We start from the raw sequence: 19,277 nt of genomic DNA, 5'->3' as shown, positions 1-19,277 counted from the left end.
TCATCTCGCAGCTGTCATAGTGTTGGAAAGACGGGTATTGGATGCATGTCGCCTTATCACGGACACAGCAGCAAGGGGAGGACACTATGGCACAGGTCACGATTATCGGTGGTCACGGCAAAGTCGCATTGTTGGCCAGCCGGTTGTTCAACTCGCAGGGAGATTCGGTCACGTCGATTATTCGTAACCCCACACAGGCCTTCGATGTCGAAAAAACAGGAGCACAGGCCCTGATACTCGATATCGAGCACGCATCGACCGACGAACTGGCGAAGGCCTTTTCCGGCAGTGACACGATTATCTGGTCCGCCGGAGCAGGTGGCGGCGATGCCGCGAGAACATACGCCGTTGACCGCGATGCCGCGAAACGCTGCATTGATGCGGCTGCCCTTGCTGGGGTGAAGCGGTACATCACGGTGTCCTACTACGATGCCGACCATCCGGAGGTGTTCGGACCGGAGGATTCCATGTATGCCTATGCCCAGGCGAAGGCGGCCGCAGACACGTATCTGCGCGAATCCGAGCTTGAGTGGACGATTCTGGGGCCTACCGCACTTACTTTGCAAACACCCAGCGGGCGGATTACCGTCGACACCGCAAGGAAAACCGCAGCGATACCGCCTACCTCTCGTGGCAATGTGGCAGCGGTACTGGTCGCGGCCGTGCACTCCCCCGATACCATCGGGAAGACAGTCAACTTCCATGACGGCGATACGGATATTCAGAATGCCCTGACGGCCCTCGGCTAAAGCTCAGGAGCATACGCTCGGCTACCCCAGACCAACCGTCTTCAGAGACCCGACTACCTGACGAAAACCATTGCTTACGTGGCACCTGTATGATGACCGCTATGCCTACGGCCACACCTGTCACACAGACGCCTCGCGGTCTGCTCACGATCACCGTTTCCAGCGTCGCCTGGGGACTGTTTCCCGTGTATTGGGACGCCCTGAGCACCGTGCCGCCGAACACCGTCCTGTCCTATCGCATCATCACCACTATGGTAACGATGGTGCTGGTGCTGGCGTTGTTGCGTAGGCACCGCAGTTTCCTTGTAGCCGTGGCGAAACTGTGGAAGACCAAAACGCTTGTTCTGCTCGCCGTCATCGCCGCGATGCTGATCAGCGTGAACTGGCTGCTGTACATCATTCTGGTGAGCGTCGGCAAAACCCTGGAAGCATCGGCCTCATACTTCCTGATGCCGGTGATGAACATGCTCATCGCCATCATCGTGTTGCGTGAGCGCACCAATGTCTTCGGCTGGATTTCCATAGCCTTGGCGGGTGTGGGAGTGTGCGTATTCATCGTCGGCAGCGGCGGCGTTCCCTGGCTGGGTCTGATCATGGCGTTGACCTTCTGCGGATATGGTCTGCTCAAACGAGTCGTCCCCCTGGATTCTCTGCAGTCCATCACCTTCGAGACCGCAGCCGTCACTCCCCTGGCGCTGCTCTGGCTCGTGTGGCAGCCGCACTTCGGCATCGACCACCAGAGCACCGGTATCCTCGTGCTGCTGATGGGTGCCGGGATAGTGACGGCGATACCGCTCATCACCTTCGCTTACGGGGTGCAGCACTCGCAGTATCTGACCGTTGGATTCGTGCAGTACATCAATCCGACGTTGCAATTCCTTTCGGCTATTCTCTTTCTGCACGAAGCCATCAACCACACGATGTTGCTTGCCTTCTGCATCATATGGCTCTCGCTGGCGGTCTATTCCTTTGCGCTGATTGCCCGCCACCGACATGCCAGTCGCCGGAAGCTGGCTTCATCCGCCCCTGGCGACGTGTAATTGTCGCCTGTGTAGGGATTTGTGGTGCGCCGGTCAGCATCCGAAATTCATATTGCCTGGATTTCAACGTTTCTATACGGGTCAGGAGACCGAATCCGGAACAATCCCTACACAAGCGTCAAATCGGCGACTGCCGGGGACTAATTCTTCATCGTAAGTCCAATTCAGCCCCGTCTTCGGTCCTGTGCAGACGCCAGCGTATCTGCGCGACGAGATTCAGGAAGTAGATGTCATGGGAGATGATGATGACTGCGCCGGGGAATGCCGCCAATGTCCTACCCAGCGCCTGTTTGGAATGCAAATCCAAATGATTGGTGGGCTCATCCATCAGAATCAGTTCCGGATGCTTTCTGGCTCCGAGGCAAAGCAGCAACTTACGCAACTCACCGGGAGAAGGCGATTCTCCTGACAGGAGTTTGTCCGGGTCGGCATTGAGCTGCGCCATGGAACTGAACACGGCCGCACGGTCCTGAGACGACATGTTCCGCAAGCTTTCAAAGGCTTGCTCGGCCTGGCCAGCACCGGTGATCTGGTCGATGGACAGCGCCGGGATACTGTCGGTCTGTCGTGTGATGGCTGCTTGGATGGCTTTGAACAGCGTGGTTTTCCCTGTGCCGTTCGGTCCTGAAATACCGATATGGTCATGTGGTCCGACGCTGAGTGTGGGGATATGCAGGCCCCGTGACAATGCCGCTGAGGTGTTGTCACTCTCCGGCGCATAGGGCAGCAGACCTTCGTCAAGTCGTACCAGTTCCTTGCGGTGGCTGGCTCTCGCATCGAGCCAGATGTCGCCGTCATACCGTTTGCTCGAGGTCACCAGCCCCTGGACTCGTTCATGCGCGGACTTGACCTGGTGGTCGATGCGAGCGCTGGCGGCACCGGCACGGGCGTCCTTCCCGGTAACGATGGCGAAACGCCGTTTGGCGATGGCATCATGGTCCTTTCTGTCGATCTTGTCACCGCGTCGTTTGGCTGCCGACTGTGCAGCCTCATACACGCGATGCGCCTTCGCCGCGTCGATACGGTCCGCAGTACGTTTGGCTTGTTTCAGCTCCTGCGCCGCGCTGTCCTCCTCTAGCTCGACCTGTGCGGCCGACTGTGTGTAGTTGCCCTTTCTCATGGTCAGCACAGTGACGTTCCGCCCTTGCACATGTTTACGTTCCATGAAGAGGCACTGCTGAACGGTGGCGTCTATCAGCGCAACATCGTGTGAGATCAGTAGACCGATGCCCCGATAGCCCTGCATAGCCGAAGCTATCGCCTGAGCGGTGTCCTCATCCACATGGTTGCTCGGTTCGTCGAAAATGAGTACATCGGGTTCCAACACCATCGAGCAGGCCAACTGGACGCGTTTCTGCTCGCCGCCGGAAAGAGTCTGAAAACGCCAGAGCCAGGACTCATCTATGCCGAGCTGCTCTCTGATGCGAATCGCCAAGGGTGACCAGTCCGTAGCGAACTCCTCGATGTTGTGCGGTCGCACCGCATTGTCCTGCGGACAGTAGCCGAATACCAGATTCTTCGGTGCCGGCGCGATGTTGCCGCTGAAGGGCTGGAGCTCCCCCATGATGACCCGCACCATAGTCGTTTTACCGATGCCGTTATCTCCGAGTATCGCCGTCCACCCCTGCGAGAAGGTCATATTGGCGTTCTCGAACAGAGCGTTCGATGTACCTGTCTGATGCACTGTGAGATTGCTGATTGTCAATACGGATGTTTGAAACATGATTCCTCGGTCCACCTATCAATATGTATGTCTGATTGATGTGTTTCATGACGAGGATGGATACCTTCGCAGTCCGCAACCGTGATGATGTCGGCCTTGATGTCATGCCGGCATGTGACGTCAGGATATCGATTCCACCGTATGGAGTTCACGCAGTGCCGTTTCAACTATGTCGCTTGAACAGTAACGCTTGAACAGTACTGATTCCAAGAAACGCGGCCGAAGCCCAATGGCCCATAGTGTGCACGGGGTGGATTCGATTGACGATTCACGAATAACGGGACGCTCAGGCACACTCAGGCCACCATCGGCCGTGCGCCATCTCGTCGGTTATCGTGAAATCGTAAGAACAGCTCCTTATGTGCAGCTCCCTTGGCATGTGGGGGAACCTCGCGTATATCTCAACAACACACTGTAACAGTAAGGTCCGAATATCGCGAAACTAACGGCTACATCGGGATGCTCATACTCATGTAGGAGGAGATAACTGCACTAAAAGGACAGCAATATGGTGAAAATTTCTCCGAAAAGCTGTCCTTTTAGTGCAGTTATCGTATTGGGTGGGTTCTTTCACGCCAAAATACAAAGAGCCTCTTACGACATCAGCGATTTAGCAAGCTTGGTGAACGAACGGGCCAGTTCGGAGCTGTCGAGAGCACCCTCGTCATTGAGCACCACGGGACGACCGGACTCCGCAGTGGTGCGCATATCCGTTTCCAATGGCAGCTGAGCAAGCAGCGGAACCTCGTAGTGCAGCGCCTCGGACAGACGTTCGGACACACGTTCCCCTCCGCCTTCGCCGAAGATATGCAGATGCTCACCGTCATGATCGAACCAACTCATGTTCTCCACAACGCCGCGCACTTTCATCGGCACCTGCAAAGCGACCAGACCCGCGCGAACGGCCACATCCGAGGCCGAAGGCTGCGGTGTGGTCACCACCACCAGCTCCGCGTTCGGCAGGGTCTGAGCTACGGAAATCGCCATATCCCCGGTGCCCGGTGCCAGGTCGAGCAGTAGGACGTCCGGCTCGCCCCACCACACATCCGAGAGGAACTGTTCGAGGGAACGCTGCAGACGCGGCCCCCTCCAGAGAATCGCACGGTCGGCGCCGGTGAACATGCCGATGGACATGAGCTTGACTCCCCAGGCCGTGACCGGCATCAGCATGCCGTTGAGATTCGTTGGCTGGGTGTGCACTCCGAATATCCCCGGCAACGAGAATCCATAGATGTCGGCGTCGATGGCCGCCGTGTCATAGCCGAGCGCGGCGAAGGCCGCAGCCAGATTCGCCGTCACGGAAGATTTTCCGACCCCTCCTTTGCCCGAAGCGATGGCGAATATCCTTGTTTTGACGCCCTTTTTGGAGAAGGGGTTGGTGCGACGAGCCTCCTTCAGACCTTCCACCAAGTGAGAGAGCTTCTCCTTGCTCATCGAAGACACTTCGATATGTGGCGTCAGCCGGGCATCAGGGTATGAGGCGACGGCACCTTTGATCTGGTTGGTGATGGTTTCGGACAGCGGGCAGCCCTTGACGGTCAGTTCGACCTGAACCACCACGTCATATGCGGCGAGGGAGTCTTCATCGCTCTGAGCTCTCGGCACCGCTTCGATGGAGACGATCATGCCCATATCGGTGATGGACCGGCCGAGTTCCGGATCGATGACCTTGCTGAGACGCTGGTACAGATGCTGCTCGATGCTCTGTGAGACGGCTTCCTCGTCTGCACGCACTTCGGTCATACTCATCCTCGGCTCATCTCCTCATTCACTCTTGCATCAACCACCCTAATGCGACCCCTCATACCGCGTGTGCAGAGCCGGTGAAAGCTCTGATGACCGACATCGGCTCCGCACTCCGGATTGCACACCATTCCATGAGTCTCTAGGCCTCCTCGGGAGAGCCGGTGTTCAGCAGGCGATGGAATGCTGCTTCGTCAAGCATGCGCACTCCAAGACTTTCCGCCTTCGCGGCCTTGGAACCGGCATTCTCCCCCACCACCACGTATGTGGTCTTCTTGCTTACCGAACCCGAAGCCTTCCCCCCGCGCTCGATAATCGCCTCCTTCGCGGAATCACGGGAGAAGTCCTCAAGACTTCCGGTGACCACCACGGTCATGCCCTTCAGAGTCTGGGGTACGGCGTGGTCTTCGACGCTCATGCCCACTCCGGCTTTCTTCCAGGCCTCTAGAATCGCTCCACGCCAATCACCTGGTTCCTTGGCGGCCTTGAACCAGCTCACGATGGACTCGGCTATCTCCTGACCGACGCCGTCCAACTCGGAAAGCTCCTCCACGCCGGCCTGTTCCACCGCATCCAATGAGCGGAATCTCGACGCGATCATATGGGCCGAAGTCGGTCCCAGATGTCTGATGGACAAGGCCACCAGGACCCGCCATAAATCGGCGTGCCTGGCGTGGTCTATCTCCTCGAGCATGCGAAGGGTGTTCTTGGATGCCTGCCGAGCGACGTCACCGGACTCGGGAAGCACTGCGGAATCAGCGGCGGCACCAGCGAAATCAGAGATATTACGGTCGTCGGGGACATCGGCAGCATCAATCTCGGTGGCCGCGCCCGCAGCACCTTCACACGCGTCATCTTCACTCGAGGCACCATCGTCCTTTGCGGGCAAGGTCGCCGTGCTTTGGTTCGTAAAGGCATAGGTCTGGTACCACAACCCGCTGCTGCCCAGCTTGCGACGCCTACGCCTGGTCTTGCCGCCGTCCAGCTGTTCCTCGCTGACCTCGATGATCGGCGCCTCACGCCAGACCCGCACGTCACTGAGTTGCTCGGCGTTCAATTCGAAGAGCCCCGCCTCGCTGGACAACACCGGGCTCTGCACATCCGGCAGTCTGAGATACTCGGCAGGAAGGTAAGGTTCCGGTTCCTCCCCCGGTCCTACGACAATCTCCCTGATACCGGGTGCGAACACATCCACGCTTTGCGGACGGTTGTCCTCGGGGTTGGTCAGGGCTATGGCGCTCTGCTCCCCCAAATGCTCGATATCCAAAGCCTTGCGCGATGCGATATGGATCACACGTTCGGTGAGCTGCGCCGGGCATGATTCCACATTGGGACAGCGGATATCGACGTCCCCCTCCTTCGCCGGGGCCAGCAAGGCACCGCAGCTCGGGCAATGCGTCGGCATCACGAACTCGTGCAGATCGGACTCGCGGCCCTTCCTGCGTTCAAGAACCGGACCCACCAGTTCGGGAATCACATCCCCTGCCTTGCGCACCACCACGGTGTCGCCGATCAGCACGCCCTTACGCTTGACCTCCGACGGGTTGTGCAGTGTGGTCCTGGAGACAGTGGAACCCGCGACATACACCGGTTTGAGCATCGCCACAGGTGTCACGCGCCCTGTTCTGCCGACCTGTACGGTGATGTCCAGCAATTCGGTGTTGACTTCCTCCGGCGGGTATTTGTAGGCAATCGCCCATCTGGGAGCGCGTGCCGTGGAACCCAGACGGCGTTGCAGGGCAAGGTCGTCGACCTTGACGACGATGCCGTCCAATGCGTGCTCGATGTCTCCGCGATGCTCCCCGTAGTATTCGATCATCCCGAGAATATCCGAGAAGGAGGTGACCTCGCGATTATGCGGGGAAACAGGAATGCCCCAGTGGCGGTAGAGCTCGTATGCCTGGGATTGATCCTTGACCTCGTCATGCCCGGCATGGGAGCTGCCGCTTCCCCAGCGAAGGGTGCCGATACCGTGAGCGTAGAAGCTCAGATGACGGGAGGCGGTGATGTGCGGGTCCTTCTGACGCAATGAACCGGCGGCCGCATTGCGCGGATTGGCGAAGGGCGCCTTACCCTGTTCGGACTGCTGATCGTTCAGAGCAGTGAAGTCCTCGAAGCGCATGAACACCTCGCCGCGAATCTCCACCATCTGCGGGACATCGTTGCTCGGTCCTCCCAAACGCCTGGGTATCGTGCCTATCGTGCGCACATTCAAGGTGATGTCCTCGCCGGTCACTCCATCCCCGCGTGTGAGCCCTTGCTCCAGCACGCCGTCGCGATAGATGAGATTGAGCGCCAGACCGTCTATCTTCACCTCGCAGGTCATCGGCAGAGGCTCGTCGGCAGGCCAGTCCAGATCCTTACGCACACCTTCGTACCAGTCATGAAGCTCCTCGATGCTGAACACATCGTCGAGGCTCATCATGCGAGTCGGATGGCGTACGGAAGCGAAATCGTTGGAGAAGGTCCCTCCCACACGGTGCGTCGGCGATTGCGGCGTGTCAAGCGAAGGGAACAAGCGCTCCAACTCCTGCAGGCAGAGCATCCGCGCATCATAGGCGGCATCGGATGACACCGGAGCGTCATCCAGATAGTAGGCTATCTGATCGGACTCCAGCCAGGCGGCGAGTTTGGTCCAGAGTTTCCTTGCATCCTGGCTGTCAAGAGAACCGACATCGAGTTTGCCGAGTTGCATGGCATCGGCATCGGTCTGCTGCATGGCGTCGATCCATGCGCCACTCCCCGGCGCGGGATGCCTGACGGTGGCCTGCACGCCGGCCTGTCGGCTTGTGCCTTGCGCTTGCTGCTTGCTGTTCTCTGCTTCAGGCATTCAACGTCCTCAGGAATTGGGCCTGCACCACGTCGATGCCGCCGTTTTCATCATCATTCATCCGAGCCGCCGCAACCGACAGCGTACGAGCCGGAACGAACATGCCCTGGTCGACGCACACCCGTGCCGCCGTCCGCACGATTGAGGCGACTTCCGTATGCGGCCACACCGGCAACCCGTAGTGCTGAAGGACCTGCTGAGCCTCCTCGACATTCTGGGGAATCGGCACGCATTGAGATTGGGCCCGGGCATTAAGCTCCTGCAATTCCGCCTGCAAGGCCGGAATCTGACCGGGGCTGATATGTTCGCTCATCAGATATGCGGCGCTGGCGATATCGAACTCATCACGCATCCAGGCGGCGTACGCGAGCCGATAATAGGCGAATGACGCATCATCCCTGTCCAAAGCGACGCGCAAGGCGTTCAAGGTCGCGGCGCGGGCCGAATCCCAATCCTCGTTTCGTGCCAGCTGCACGGCGAGTTTCAAGTGGGACAGAGGATATGCGGGGGCGTATGAAACCATCGCGTTGAGATGCGGAAGAGATTCCTCCGCACCACTCAGCTGAGCGAGCACATCGGCCAGTTCCATATGCGCATAAAAAAGATTGTCCGGAATCAGGACCGTGGACTCCCCCGGTGTTGCGAACAGGCGGTTATACACCACGCGTTCCGCATAGGAATTGAAATAACGTGGTATCCCGCCGCCCATCGCGAAGCGAGCATCCATCTGCTCGACTGCCGACTGGGCGGTCTGCAAGGCCTGCTCGGTCTGACCCGAGAACAGCAGATCCCTGGCCTTGACCCGCTCCTTATCGAGATCCTGGGCGAGCGCAAAATCAATGTCAGGTGTGTCGGTGCCGTCAATCAGAGCGCTGGTCACCTGGGACGACAATGCGCTGAGTTCGGGGTCGTTGACATCGGTGATGATTTTCATCGCCTGTTGCGCTTTCTGCACGGAGGGGATTTCGGTGTTGTTCGCCAACTGGTGGAAATCGTTCACGGTCCGTTGCAGCACATCTACGCGCTGAATCGAGAGGTCGTTCGTATTCTTTGCTCCCAGAACCGCGCTGACCGCACCCGACAGTTCCTGATCGGTCATTTCAGGCTCTTCCTGGGAGGCATGCGGTGCGAAGACATCGTCGCGAAGTTCGAAATCGGCATTGACGGGTTTCAGTCCCCCCTTGCCATCGACATCCATAACCGCTCCGAAACGACGGAAGAAGGCTTTCGGGTGATTGAGCCCGTCCTCACCAAGCTGCTTGAGGAAGTTCGCGCGTTCAAAGGTCACCGTGGCCATATTGCGCACGGTGGGGTTGCGCTGCAGAGCGCTGAGAGGGTCCTCCTGCGTTCCGGACATCGCGTCCGCATCGGATGCTCGTGACGACATATCAGCCGATGTCGCCTCCGTGTCGGAGAGATCATCGTCTTCGATGCTTTCCGCACCCTCGTCGAGTCCGCCATCATCCTTCGCGGCGCTGTCGCCATCGCCGATTCCCGTATCGACGTCAGGCGCCATGAAGGTCATCTCGTCGAAATCGACATCACGCATCAGGCTCTGGAAGGTGCTGTTCACCGAATCGTCATGGTCATGATTATCCGATGCCGGTGAATTCGAGTGTGCGGGGTCGCCATGCACGTCACCGTCCTTGGGATCGGCCTTGGAACCTGCTGAAGACACATGACCGGTGCGGATGCGTTCGAAAGCCGCCAGTGCCTGGCTCATCAGCTGGGTGATGGCGGAATCCTGCTCGGCCACCGCCTCCTCCAGACCGATGGAATCGATATGCAGAGACACCCGCTGAACATGCTCGTCGGCCCCGAATGCGAGCGCGGCCATCATAAGACCGACCCTGAGGTTGTAATCGGTGCTCATATTCGCCTGTTCCTCGCTGTTCAACTCCACCCAGGCATGTTGTTCCTCGTCGAAGCGGCTGTTGGGCATCATCGTCACCCCGGCGGTGGTGAATGCCAAGGCAACATCGCCGCCCTCCAGATTAGACCGCATCTCGACATCGAAACGGTACGGGAGACGCAGTCTTCTGAGCAGCAACGACATGGTCTGTCGGTACACCCACTCTGATCCGCTTGCATCCTTCATTTCGGAAGCATCCGCCGAAGCACCTGCATGCGCAGTAGGGTCGGGGAAATGCTCATAGGTGTGGGACGCCAACTCCTGAGCCAACTCGACCAGCATAAAAGCGGCGTACTTGCCGTCATCATGCACAGGGTCAAAATCCCTTGGCAACTGGTCGTCCAGTGGCATGGCGGCCAATGCCGGATTGTTCAGTAAGGCGAAGTCTATCTGCGAAGCCTCGGCACGTGTCACCGTGTCTTCCGTAGGGAATACTCCCAAACGGGCATTGCGTTCCAGCCATGCCCCGGTGGCCGCGAAGCGGTTCAGATTGCCCTCGATTTTCAGCGAGCGCAACGCCGCCGAGAATTCCAGACCAGACTCCCATGAGAAGAAATAGCTACCCGAGAACGATGAAGTATACAGATGGAGAGGTTCTGCGCCGTGCACGGCCTCGAGCCCGGGAGCGGGATCCAGAGCACCTGCCTCGCGCATGATGTCCGCGAAGTGGTCCTCAAGACCGGATGCCCGGAGCCCTTGAGCTCTGGCTTGCACAGCGTCCTCAACGCTACGGCGTATAGCCCCCATCGGGGCTTCCCTATTGAGTCTGCGGAAGATATTGCCCGAGCCGAAGCCCACGAGGAACCCTCTGATCTGCGGCAGCATATAGCTGGCGAAGAACGCGATCGCCATCGCGTCGCGATACTCCAGATCGGTGCGCAGATCGGTAGGCAACGGCGTCCGCATCTGTTCCAGAGCGTAGACGTTATCGTATTTCAGCCATGAAGCAAGCCATGTCAGTCTTCCGCTGGAGTCTCGTCCGACGACGCCACCCTGTATGGCTTCGACGGTTTCCGGAGGCTTGCCGTCGGAAGGATCGACATCCACGCCGAAACGCCTGCCATAGGGAATCGAAACCGTGCCCTCTTTGCTCAACATGAATCGTGGTTGCAGGTCATGCGTGTCCATGGCGATTTCGGTCCCGACGAACACCCGTCCACGGTCGTCGGCCACGGCGACCTGTGCGAAGTGGTCCTTGTCGGGGAACACGCCAAGTGCGAAACCGGTGCCTTTGAATTCCGGGAACTGCACCCAACCTATCGACAGTTCGCCCGGAACACCCGGGAAATCTTTGAAAACCCTACGTTTGACCAGAGGACCAAGATGTCGTGAGTTCTTCTGCAGCTCCTGCAGGACGATGCGTGAATCCAATCCTTCGGAGGCATGCTCCCCCGATGCCTCCGCCGGGGAGGATGCGTCATGCTCTGAAGTCGTTTTCGGGGAGAGAGCCTGCTCCGAGAGATTCCGCAGTGTCGACTCGAAGGCGTCACGGGTCTGACCCAGACGGTCAATCATGCCTTCCAGACCCAACTTGCGACGAAGCCGTATAGCCAATCGCCTGCTTTTCCTACTGATGTTGAATGGGATTCTTCGGCTGCGAGACATAGAGGTATTCTCCCAATCCAACCCGACATCATGCCCTGAGAAAAAGACACCCGCCGATCTGGCGCCATCGCATGCAAGCGGAAACGACACCGGGTAAACAACACTGGGTAAACCAACACCGAGTAAACCAACTACAGGGGGCAGAGGTAAACCTCCCGTATAGAATGGGGTCGTGATTGCTCCCCGCCCTCTCAAGCCGCGCCCTCGTCATCGTTGGCGGTACCTTCTGGCCCTGATGGCAGTGCTGATAGCTGAACTGCTGCTGTTCAACATGCCTCATTTCCTCTCTTTGACCACTGCGGGAAAGCAGGCGTCTTCGCAATCCTCCACCCTCATCGGCTCGGGGCTTGAGCGAAACGCCGATGGCACCCTTACCGTGACGGAGCCCACCAAGGCCTATATCCAAGTGGAGCGGGTCAAGACGAAGGTGGGGTATGTGCATGTGACCTTCAGCGATGCACGGGGCGGGAAAGACGACGCCGAACCAACGCAAAGGGACTCCAGCGTTCAGATCCGACTCGACGCGCTCGCCGAAAACTCGGACGACCAGCAGTTCTGGGATGCCGGGAACGTCGTGACCGTACGCGAAAACGTGGATGCAAGTACCTATATCAGGAGCCCTGCGCCCGGGAAGAGCAGCGAAGGGCTACGCCTGTGGATTCAGGAGCCCACCGGCAGCACCGTAGGCGTCAAGGGACTTGATATCAACCCACGAGTTCCGTTCCGCGTCAATATACTGCGCGTAGCCCTACTGGCCGTTATCGCCGTCATCATACTGGCCTTTCTGCCTCATTCCTGGCTGTGGAGAACTCGATTGCGCAGCGGGAATCGACGACAGGGTCTGCTGTTATGCGGAGTCCTGACGCCTTTCGCCCTGCTTGCCATCTCGGTTATCGTCGGCTCCATCGCATGGCCGGGTCAGCAGATATTCCACAACGCCAACGGCTACACCTACGATTTCAATCAGTACGGCTACATTGCCGATGCCCTGCTCCACGGCCGACCGTGGCTTGATCTCAAGGTACCCGACCAGCTCCTGCTCAGCCAGAATCCACTGGACATCGCCACCAGGCAGAAACTGCTTGACCAAGGTGTGCAGCCTCTCTACTGGGATTATGTGCTATTCGAAGGTCGTTGGTACTCATACTTCGGCGTGCTGCCTGCGATTGTGCTGTTCCTGCCATACCAGGCCATCACCTCGCTGTGGGTTCCCGGCGGGTTGATGCTGCCCTCAGAGGCAGCAAACGCACTCCTGCTGTTCATCGCGATGGTGCTGATGATTCTGCTCGTCATTCGCATCATCAATCGGCATTTCGAAGCCATGCCCCTCGCCGTCGTGGCACTGGGGTCTATCACCGTTATCACCGCTTCGAATCTGGTGTACCTCTGGCATAAGGCCAACTTCTACACGGTTCCCTTCGCCGCCTCGTTGGCGCTCAGTGCACTGGGGCTGTGGATATGGCTTGGCGCACGTCGGGTGAGCACCCACGACGGTACGCGAATGTGGCGATTCACCGATATCAAGGCAACGCTCCGGGGCGACCTCACCACGACCCTGTCGCTGAAACGCGTGGCTTTGGGCTCCCTGTGCCTGGGGGCGAATGTGGCGTGCCGACCTCAGTTCATCCTGGCATGCCTGCTGGCGCTGCCTATCTTCTGGGATGAGATTGTGGCGCTGCTTTCCGTGAAACACGTCAAGTACCGGTACGCGGGAACCATACAGGCGGGCAAACGCGTACAGGCACTGCTGCTGTTCGCCGCCAGCGCGGTGCTCCCTGCCGCATTGGCCGTGATAGGGGCCCTGACGTACAACCTCTGGCGTTTCGGCTCTCCTCTGAACTTCGGCAATCTCAATCAGATGACGGTGGTGAATCTGCAGACATACCAGACACCGTTGGGCAACATTCCCCACATTCTGGGCTATTACCTCGCCCAGCCGCCAAGTTTCGGCAGTCGCTTCCCTTGGATTTCCTATGCTCCCGCCCCGCTTCCCCACTGGCAGTACACCGAAAGCGGCGTAGGCGGAATTTTGCTGCTATGCCCCGTGCTCATCGTCCTGCTGCTGCTGCCGTCATTGCGGCGCACGCTGCGCTCTCGCCGCTTGTTCGGACTCGCATGCTCGATGCCGGCGCTCGCTGTGCTCATCATCGTTTTCGACGCATATGCAGGCGGCTTCGTATGGCGTTACATGGCGGATTTCGGATGGTTACTCGGATTGAGCTCGGTTATGGTCATAGCCGCCGTCGCGGAGCGACGCGACGGAGCGAACCCTAATGCTCCCGGCCTCGCGACGGTATCGCAGCCGTCTGCCTCGCAAGCCGTCGGAAGAGGGCACGCCTACCGTGCGGGTTGTGCAAGGAGTCTTGTCATCAGCCTGATGACGGTTCTGGTGCTGGCAGGACTGTTGACGAGCCTGCTCGCCGGTGCGACAATCAGCATGCATGCCAATCCCGATGCCTACGCTCAGATGCAAAGCTGGTTCAGCTTCTGAACACGGCTTCACGGGAGCAGGAGCCGTTGGACTCTTCAGGTTTGGTGTGCACAGGGCAGCCAAATAGAATAACTGCACTAAAAGGACAGCAATACGGAAATAATTCTCGGAAAAGCTGTCCTTGTAGTGCAGTTATCATCTCAAAGTGGATTAGGACATCGAAGCGATTCGAGAATTCACCTCCTGCAGCACATCACCGACGTTGCGTTCGAATTCAGGGGGTTCTGGCAACAGGGACAATGCCAGGAAACCGTTGGAATCCATATCGAAGAAATAGCCGGGCTGAGCGGTCAGACCGCAATCGCGCATCAAGGCAATCACCAGTTCATCCTCATCGATGACCGCGGGAAACCGCAGCAGCACATTCCATCCTCCCTCGGCATGAAGCACATTGACCAGACCATGCTCATCCTCTTTGAGCATCTGCCTGAGCGTCGCCAGATTCCCGCTCACTCTGTGCCCCACCAGGTCCAACTGAGAGTCCGCTATTCCCAGCAGCTCCGGGATGCGGTCGGCGATGATGGAACTCATGGGCAGATAGTCGTCGGCTATGGCGTCCAATCTCAACGTAGCCTCGCGCACATCGGCATCCGGTCCTGAAAGCTGAATCCATCCAACCTTGGCATGCGGCGCTGCGAGCAGTTTGGAGAATCCGTCAAGGGCGAAGGTCAATACCGAGGGTTCCCCGGCGAATCGCCGTCGTTTCGGGCAGTCCTGCTCATCTGCGAAGGCGTACTCGTAGAACACTTCGTCGGCGATGATGGCCACACCATACCGTCTGCACAACGCGAGTATGGCTTCACGCTCCTCTTCACGAAGGTAGGATGCGGTGGGGTTGTTGGGGTTGATTACTATCAATGCCCGTATACGCCCATGCGTGTCGGATTCGAGCATGCCGGCTATGGCCGCTACGTCTATCGTCCAGGAACCGTCGTACCGCAAGGGATAGCTCAGGGCCTCCACACACTCAAGTCGGGCTATCGATTCCACGAGCGGATACCCGGGTTTCGGTACCAGCACGGCATCCCCTGCGTCGCAGAGCAGCTTGATGAGCCATGAATAGGCCTGTGATGTCGAACTGAGCAGATACAGCGAGGCGGGGTCTACGTGCTGGGCGGGAGCGTCGTCTCCCCATCCGTCAGCGAATCGCCGATTCCGTGAGTTCACCATCACCGACAGGGCTTCGCGTGCCTGCCGTGGGCCTTTGGGGTCGGCATCGTATGCGCCTTCGATGCTCTTCGGCCCAAGCCCATGCTTGGTGGGATTGGAATCGTTGAGTTTGCGCAGCGTACGTCCGGCACGGTTCATGTCGGCCTCGGCGAGTGCGATGGGATTCGGTTCGAACGGAACGGTTCTTGAGGAAAAGCGTATTGCTGTGTTCACCGTATCAAAACTACGCCGAACCGTAGGCAGTACAGAGAAAACGTGGCCGGAAACGGTGCTGCGCATCCTTCGATTCCGTTTGTGTAGGGATTTTCCACGAGACTCGAACCATCACGAAAATGTGCGACGGAATTGCAAGCCTTCCGGCATACGACTGCCTTGGGCTACGCGACGATCCCTACACAAATGCGACGCTTCGTGCCGCATCATGGCACAAGCACGCAAAATACGCTGATTGACTGCTGTTCCTGCTTCTTCGAGGGCTGCCAAGAGCGACGGAATTCCGTTGGGGAATGTGCCTCCACCCGCATGACTCGCCGTAATCCGCGCTCTGCAGACAGTGAATCGCATACTCGTGGGTAGCCGTATAGCCATCTGCACTGCCTTGTTACTCCCATATGAAAAGGAGCACTGTTACAACCGCGTTATGGTCTTAACAGTGCTCCTCGTATGTGATGCAACTCAAATCACCGGCTCGGCAGGCGAAGCAGCCTGCCATCGGCATCAGTCCTGATGAATGCTGGCGAAGTACGCCGCGCCGACGATACCGGCCTGATTACGCAGCTTGGCCGGGACAATCGGGGTCTTGATATCAATAAGAGGCAGGAACTTTTCGCTCATGCGGCTGACTCCGCCGCCTACGACGAACAGGTCGGGATTGAGATAGGTCTCCAGAAGGCCGTAGTACTTGGTCAGGCGACCAGCCCACTTCTTGTATCCGAGGTTCTTCTGCTCACGCACAGAAGCGGCGGCATACTTCTCGGCATCCTGGTCCTTCAACGTCAGGTGCCCAAGCTCGCTGTTCGGGACCAGCACGCCGTCATAGATGATGGCGGTACCGATGCCGGTGCCCAGCGTGGTGGCAATGACCAGGCCGTTCTCGCCCTTCGCCGCACCGAACTGCACTTCTGCAAGGCCTGCCGCGTCAGCATCGTTGACGAGCTTCACAGGACGACCGCAGGCTTCGCTGAACGCCGCCTGAACATCCACGCCAAGCCATGACTTATCGAGATTAGCCATGAAATCCAAGGGTTTTCCGGGCTTGATAGGCGCAGGAAACGCGATGCCGACAGGTACGTCATCAGGAACCTCGAAATGCTCGAGCATCTGCTTGGTGATAGCGCCAACGGCTTCAGGGGTTGATTCCTCTGGTGTCAGAATCTTCAAACGTGGCTCGGCGAAATCTCCGATATTCAGATCGACAGGAGCACCTTTGATGCCGGATCCTCCAATATCAATGCCAAATGCCTGCGCTGTCTCAATCATCCTTGATCTCCTTGTTGCTGGAAACTCTTCGTGCCCGAATACACCCGCCGAGACTTTGGGTGTCGGAGCGGTGCGTATGAATCATATCCCCACCGCATCCCATAGGCCACACTGAACGGCGACACGATGGTGGATTTTCTTCATGTAGGCATAATAATAGAGTGATGGCAGAACAACCACGACTCATCGACGCGATCGACATCCGCACCACCACCAGAAATTACGATCCCACTTCACTAGCCGAGGATCACATCAGAAAACTCGACACGACGATCTCCGCAGTGAACACTCTCTCGGGTCTGCATATCCAGCTCATCAGCGACTGTCCCGACGTGTTCGCAGAAGCGAACGCCTCAGGCCATTTCAGGAACGCCAACAATGTCATAGCCGTCGTGGGGCCGAAAGAATCCCCGGAGGCATATGAACAGGCAGGCTTCTATGCGCAGCGTATCGTGCTGGCCGCAACGCTCTACGGTCTTGGCACGGGATGGGTGGCGGGCAGCTGGGACCGTCAGGCTGCCGCACAACGCTGCTCGATATTACCTGGCGAGGAGCTGTATCTGGGTATCACCATCGGGTATCCGATAGACCAGGCTCAGTTGCTCCGCAGCGACTTCAAGGAACTTCGTGAAATTCAATCGAAGCATCGTCCTTCGATTTCCTTGGCAGAGGCGACACCCGACATGAGCGCCGCCGAAGTCGAAGCAGCGCCGGACTGGTTCAAGGACGGCGTCACTGCCGCACTGAAGGCACCTTCGGCCATGAACGCTCAGACCACGCGGTTCTTCTATGACGCCGCCACAGGCACGGCCAAAGCGTTCATCGCGTCAGATGCTTCCGGCCGCTTTCTGCTCAACGATTTGGGAATCGCGAAGCTGCATTTTCAGATTGGAGCCGGCGGAGGCACCTGGCAATGGGGAAACGAGGCTTCATTCAGCCGCCCCTAGCCGAAATTCGCATGCACTTCACGCTCATCTGTCGTTTGTGTAGGGATTTATAGATATATCGAGCTCGTAGGCACTGGAAAACAGCCGAATCACTGGCCTTGCACCGATGGTCTACGCACAAATCCCTACAGAAACGCATCACTCCCCTATTTCAGAGGGGGCATGGGCTTCCACTCGGGGTCATGGAGGAGTTTTCTGGAGTCCCACCACCCAGTGACGAGCTTCTTGACGCCGCTGCCAAAACTGCTGCGGTCAACGGCCACGAGCCTGATGAGTTCCTTCGTGAAGGTTGCTGCCGTCCCCAGGGCGAACAGGGCCGGACGGTAATCGCCGTGCTGCATGAAGTACCGGGCCATGTACCCTCTGTTGCGCATGATGTGGTACCGGTTCATATCAGACGTCGAATTGAGCTGACGCACACCTGCGATATCCCAGTTGCCGATTTCGCGGGTACGTCGCATCACCACATCAGGCACCACGATGGGTGTGGTGACCTTGCTGGCAAGATAGCCGTACAGGGTGTCATCCCAATAGATGAAGAAGCGCGGGTCCGGGAATCCGATGCGCTCAACCACTCGTCTGGAGAAGAATCCGCCCTCGAAGCACATGGTGTTCATCACCCGGTAGCCCGCCTGCCCGAACGCGGCGGGTGCGATGGGATCGGGAATGCCGAGCGACACGATGAAATGGTACTGCCAGTAGAAGGGACCGCCGTCATAGTCGAGACGTGACCCCTGGATGACCTCATGCTTGTCCGACCACTTGGCAAGCTTGTCGAGTCCTTCGGGTTCGACGGCCACATCATCGTCCATCACCCAGAACCACTGGGCACCCAGTTCGTAGGCTCGTTTTACCCCTGCTGAGAAACCGCCCGCCCCCCCGAGATTGTCGCTTTGCGGAGCGTATACGACCCTGCTGTCTTCGCCCGACGAATCCGGGATGGTCTTGCCCCATTGGCCGGTGACCGCGCTCTCGAATTCCTCGACCATCTGCCTGGTCGTATCGGAATGCTCGTTGTCGACGATCACCACTCGCCAGGGAGCCTTGGTGAGGTTGAGTATCGATTCGAAGAGAGTCGCCAGCAGTTCCTGCCTGCGATAGGTCACCACAACAATTGCCACTTTATCCATGCTCACCATTCTTGCACGCATGACGGTTGCCCGCATTCCGGAGTGCTGGGAAGAGTCAGGTCAAGTGCATTCGAGTGCCTTGCCCTCTTCCTGACATCCTCGCTGCCGTGCCGTATGCAGGCCTGCGCGCTAGTCTTCTCGGCGCAACAAGCGGCGCTACGACAACTCTCCCAAGGTGATTCGCATGACGCACCATAGTCATGTGGCACATGCATATTGCAGGCAGCCCAGTACCCTGTGGAATCACCCCACGCGAGCAGAATCACACGGTGAGATGAATACGGTGTGGTAAATTTATGTCGTCAGTTTCAGGGAAGGTGCAACTCCTTACTGGCGGTAACGGCAACGCCGAGAGTCATAACAGCGATATGCCGAAGCCCGCGACCCGCGCAAGCGGCTGATTCGGTGAGAATCCGAGGCCAACGGTTACAGTCCGGATGAAAGAAACGAGGCTCAAT

11 protein-coding genes and 1 riboswitch are annotated in these 19,277 nt (G+C 58.2%); of the genes, 4 read left to right on the top strand and 7 right to left on the bottom strand.

Going from position 1 to position 19,277, the window contains the following annotated elements:
• Window positions 1-86: 86 nt before the first annotated feature.
• Entirely contained in the window at window positions 87-749 is a 663-nt protein-coding gene (locus tag DB51_RS04515; protein ID WP_034252177.1) for an NAD(P)H-binding protein, read from the top strand.
• 101 nt (window positions 750-850) lie between these two features.
• Window positions 851-1,789, top strand: coding sequence for an EamA family transporter RarD (rarD, locus tag DB51_RS04510; RefSeq protein ID WP_034252175.1), 939 nt, complete (start codon window positions 851-853; stop codon window positions 1,787-1,789).
• A 148-nt stretch (window positions 1,790-1,937) separates the two neighbouring features.
• Here the strand turns inward: rarD and DB51_RS04505 are convergent, their stop codons facing one another.
• The 4 genes from DB51_RS04505 to DB51_RS04490 all read right to left on the bottom strand — a co-directional run bounded on the left by DB51_RS04505 (window position 1,938) and on the right by DB51_RS04490 (window position 11,602).
• Complete coding sequence (locus tag DB51_RS04505) at window positions 1,938-3,512, bottom strand: ATP-binding cassette domain-containing protein (protein ID WP_034252173.1); 1,575 nt, start codon at window positions 3,510-3,512, stop codon at window positions 1,938-1,940.
• 594 nt (window positions 3,513-4,106) lie between these two features.
• Window positions 4,107-5,255: a P-loop NTPase gene (locus tag DB51_RS04500; protein ID WP_034252171.1), complete on the bottom strand. Its 1,149-nt coding sequence runs from the start codon at window positions 5,253-5,255 to the stop codon at window positions 4,107-4,109.
• Window positions 5,256-5,397: 142 nt separating this feature from the next.
• Window positions 5,398-8,085 (bottom strand): NAD-dependent DNA ligase LigA, encoded by a 2,688-nt coding sequence (gene ligA, locus DB51_RS04495; RefSeq protein ID WP_034252170.1) that lies wholly within the window; start codon window positions 8,083-8,085, stop codon window positions 5,398-5,400.
• Window positions 8,078-11,602 (bottom strand): tetratricopeptide repeat protein, encoded by a 3,525-nt coding sequence (locus DB51_RS04490; RefSeq protein WP_238548304.1) that lies wholly within the window; start codon window positions 11,600-11,602, stop codon window positions 8,078-8,080. Before DB51_RS04490 ends, ligA begins: the two co-directional genes overlap by 8 nt.
• 172 nt (window positions 11,603-11,774) lie before the next feature.
• Here DB51_RS04490 and DB51_RS04485 point away from each other — a divergent pair, with 172 nt between their 5' ends.
• On the top strand, window positions 11,775-14,093 hold the full coding sequence (locus tag DB51_RS04485; RefSeq protein WP_051867277.1) for a hypothetical protein: 2,319 nt from the start codon (window positions 11,775-11,777) through the stop codon (window positions 14,091-14,093).
• Between the two features lie 150 nt (window positions 14,094-14,243).
• On the opposite strand, the gene DB51_RS04480 is transcribed toward DB51_RS04485, so the two are convergent.
• Window positions 14,244-15,464, bottom strand: coding sequence for a pyridoxal phosphate-dependent aminotransferase (locus tag DB51_RS04480; RefSeq protein ID WP_034253771.1), 1,221 nt, complete (start codon window positions 15,462-15,464; stop codon window positions 14,244-14,246).
• Window positions 15,465-15,980: 516 nt separating this feature from the next.
• The gene (gene ppgK, locus DB51_RS04475; protein WP_034252168.1) at window positions 15,981-16,742 is read right to left on the bottom strand and encodes a polyphosphate--glucose phosphotransferase; all 762 of its coding nucleotides are present in this window, start codon (window positions 16,740-16,742) and stop codon (window positions 15,981-15,983) included.
• Between the two features lie 164 nt (window positions 16,743-16,906).
• On the opposite strand from ppgK, the gene DB51_RS04470 reads away from it, so the two are divergent.
• Window positions 16,907-17,689 carry a nitroreductase family protein gene (locus tag DB51_RS04470; protein ID WP_034252166.1) on the top strand — a complete coding sequence of 261 codons (783 nt, stop codon included), beginning with the start codon at window positions 16,907-16,909 and terminating at the stop codon, window positions 17,687-17,689.
• Window positions 17,690-17,835: 146 nt separating this feature from the next.
• On the opposite strand, the gene DB51_RS04465 is transcribed toward DB51_RS04470, so the two are convergent.
• A complete protein-coding gene (locus tag DB51_RS04465) occupies window positions 17,836-18,840 on the bottom strand; it encodes a glycosyltransferase family 2 protein (RefSeq protein ID WP_034253768.1) in 1,005 nt (334 codons plus the stop codon).
• Between the two features lie 279 nt (window positions 18,841-19,119).
• Window positions 19,120-19,272: riboswitch (FMN riboswitch) on the top strand.
• The last annotated feature ends 5 nt before the right edge of the window (window positions 19,273-19,277 follow it).

Source organism: Bifidobacterium crudilactis (genome assembly GCF_000738005.1).
In the GTDB taxonomy this organism is placed as follows: Bacteria; Actinomycetota; Actinomycetes; order Actinomycetales; family Bifidobacteriaceae; genus Bombiscardovia; species Bombiscardovia crudilactis.
The sequence above is the reverse complement of the archived record's forward strand: the minus strand, read 5'-3'. Positions and strand labels throughout refer to the sequence as shown.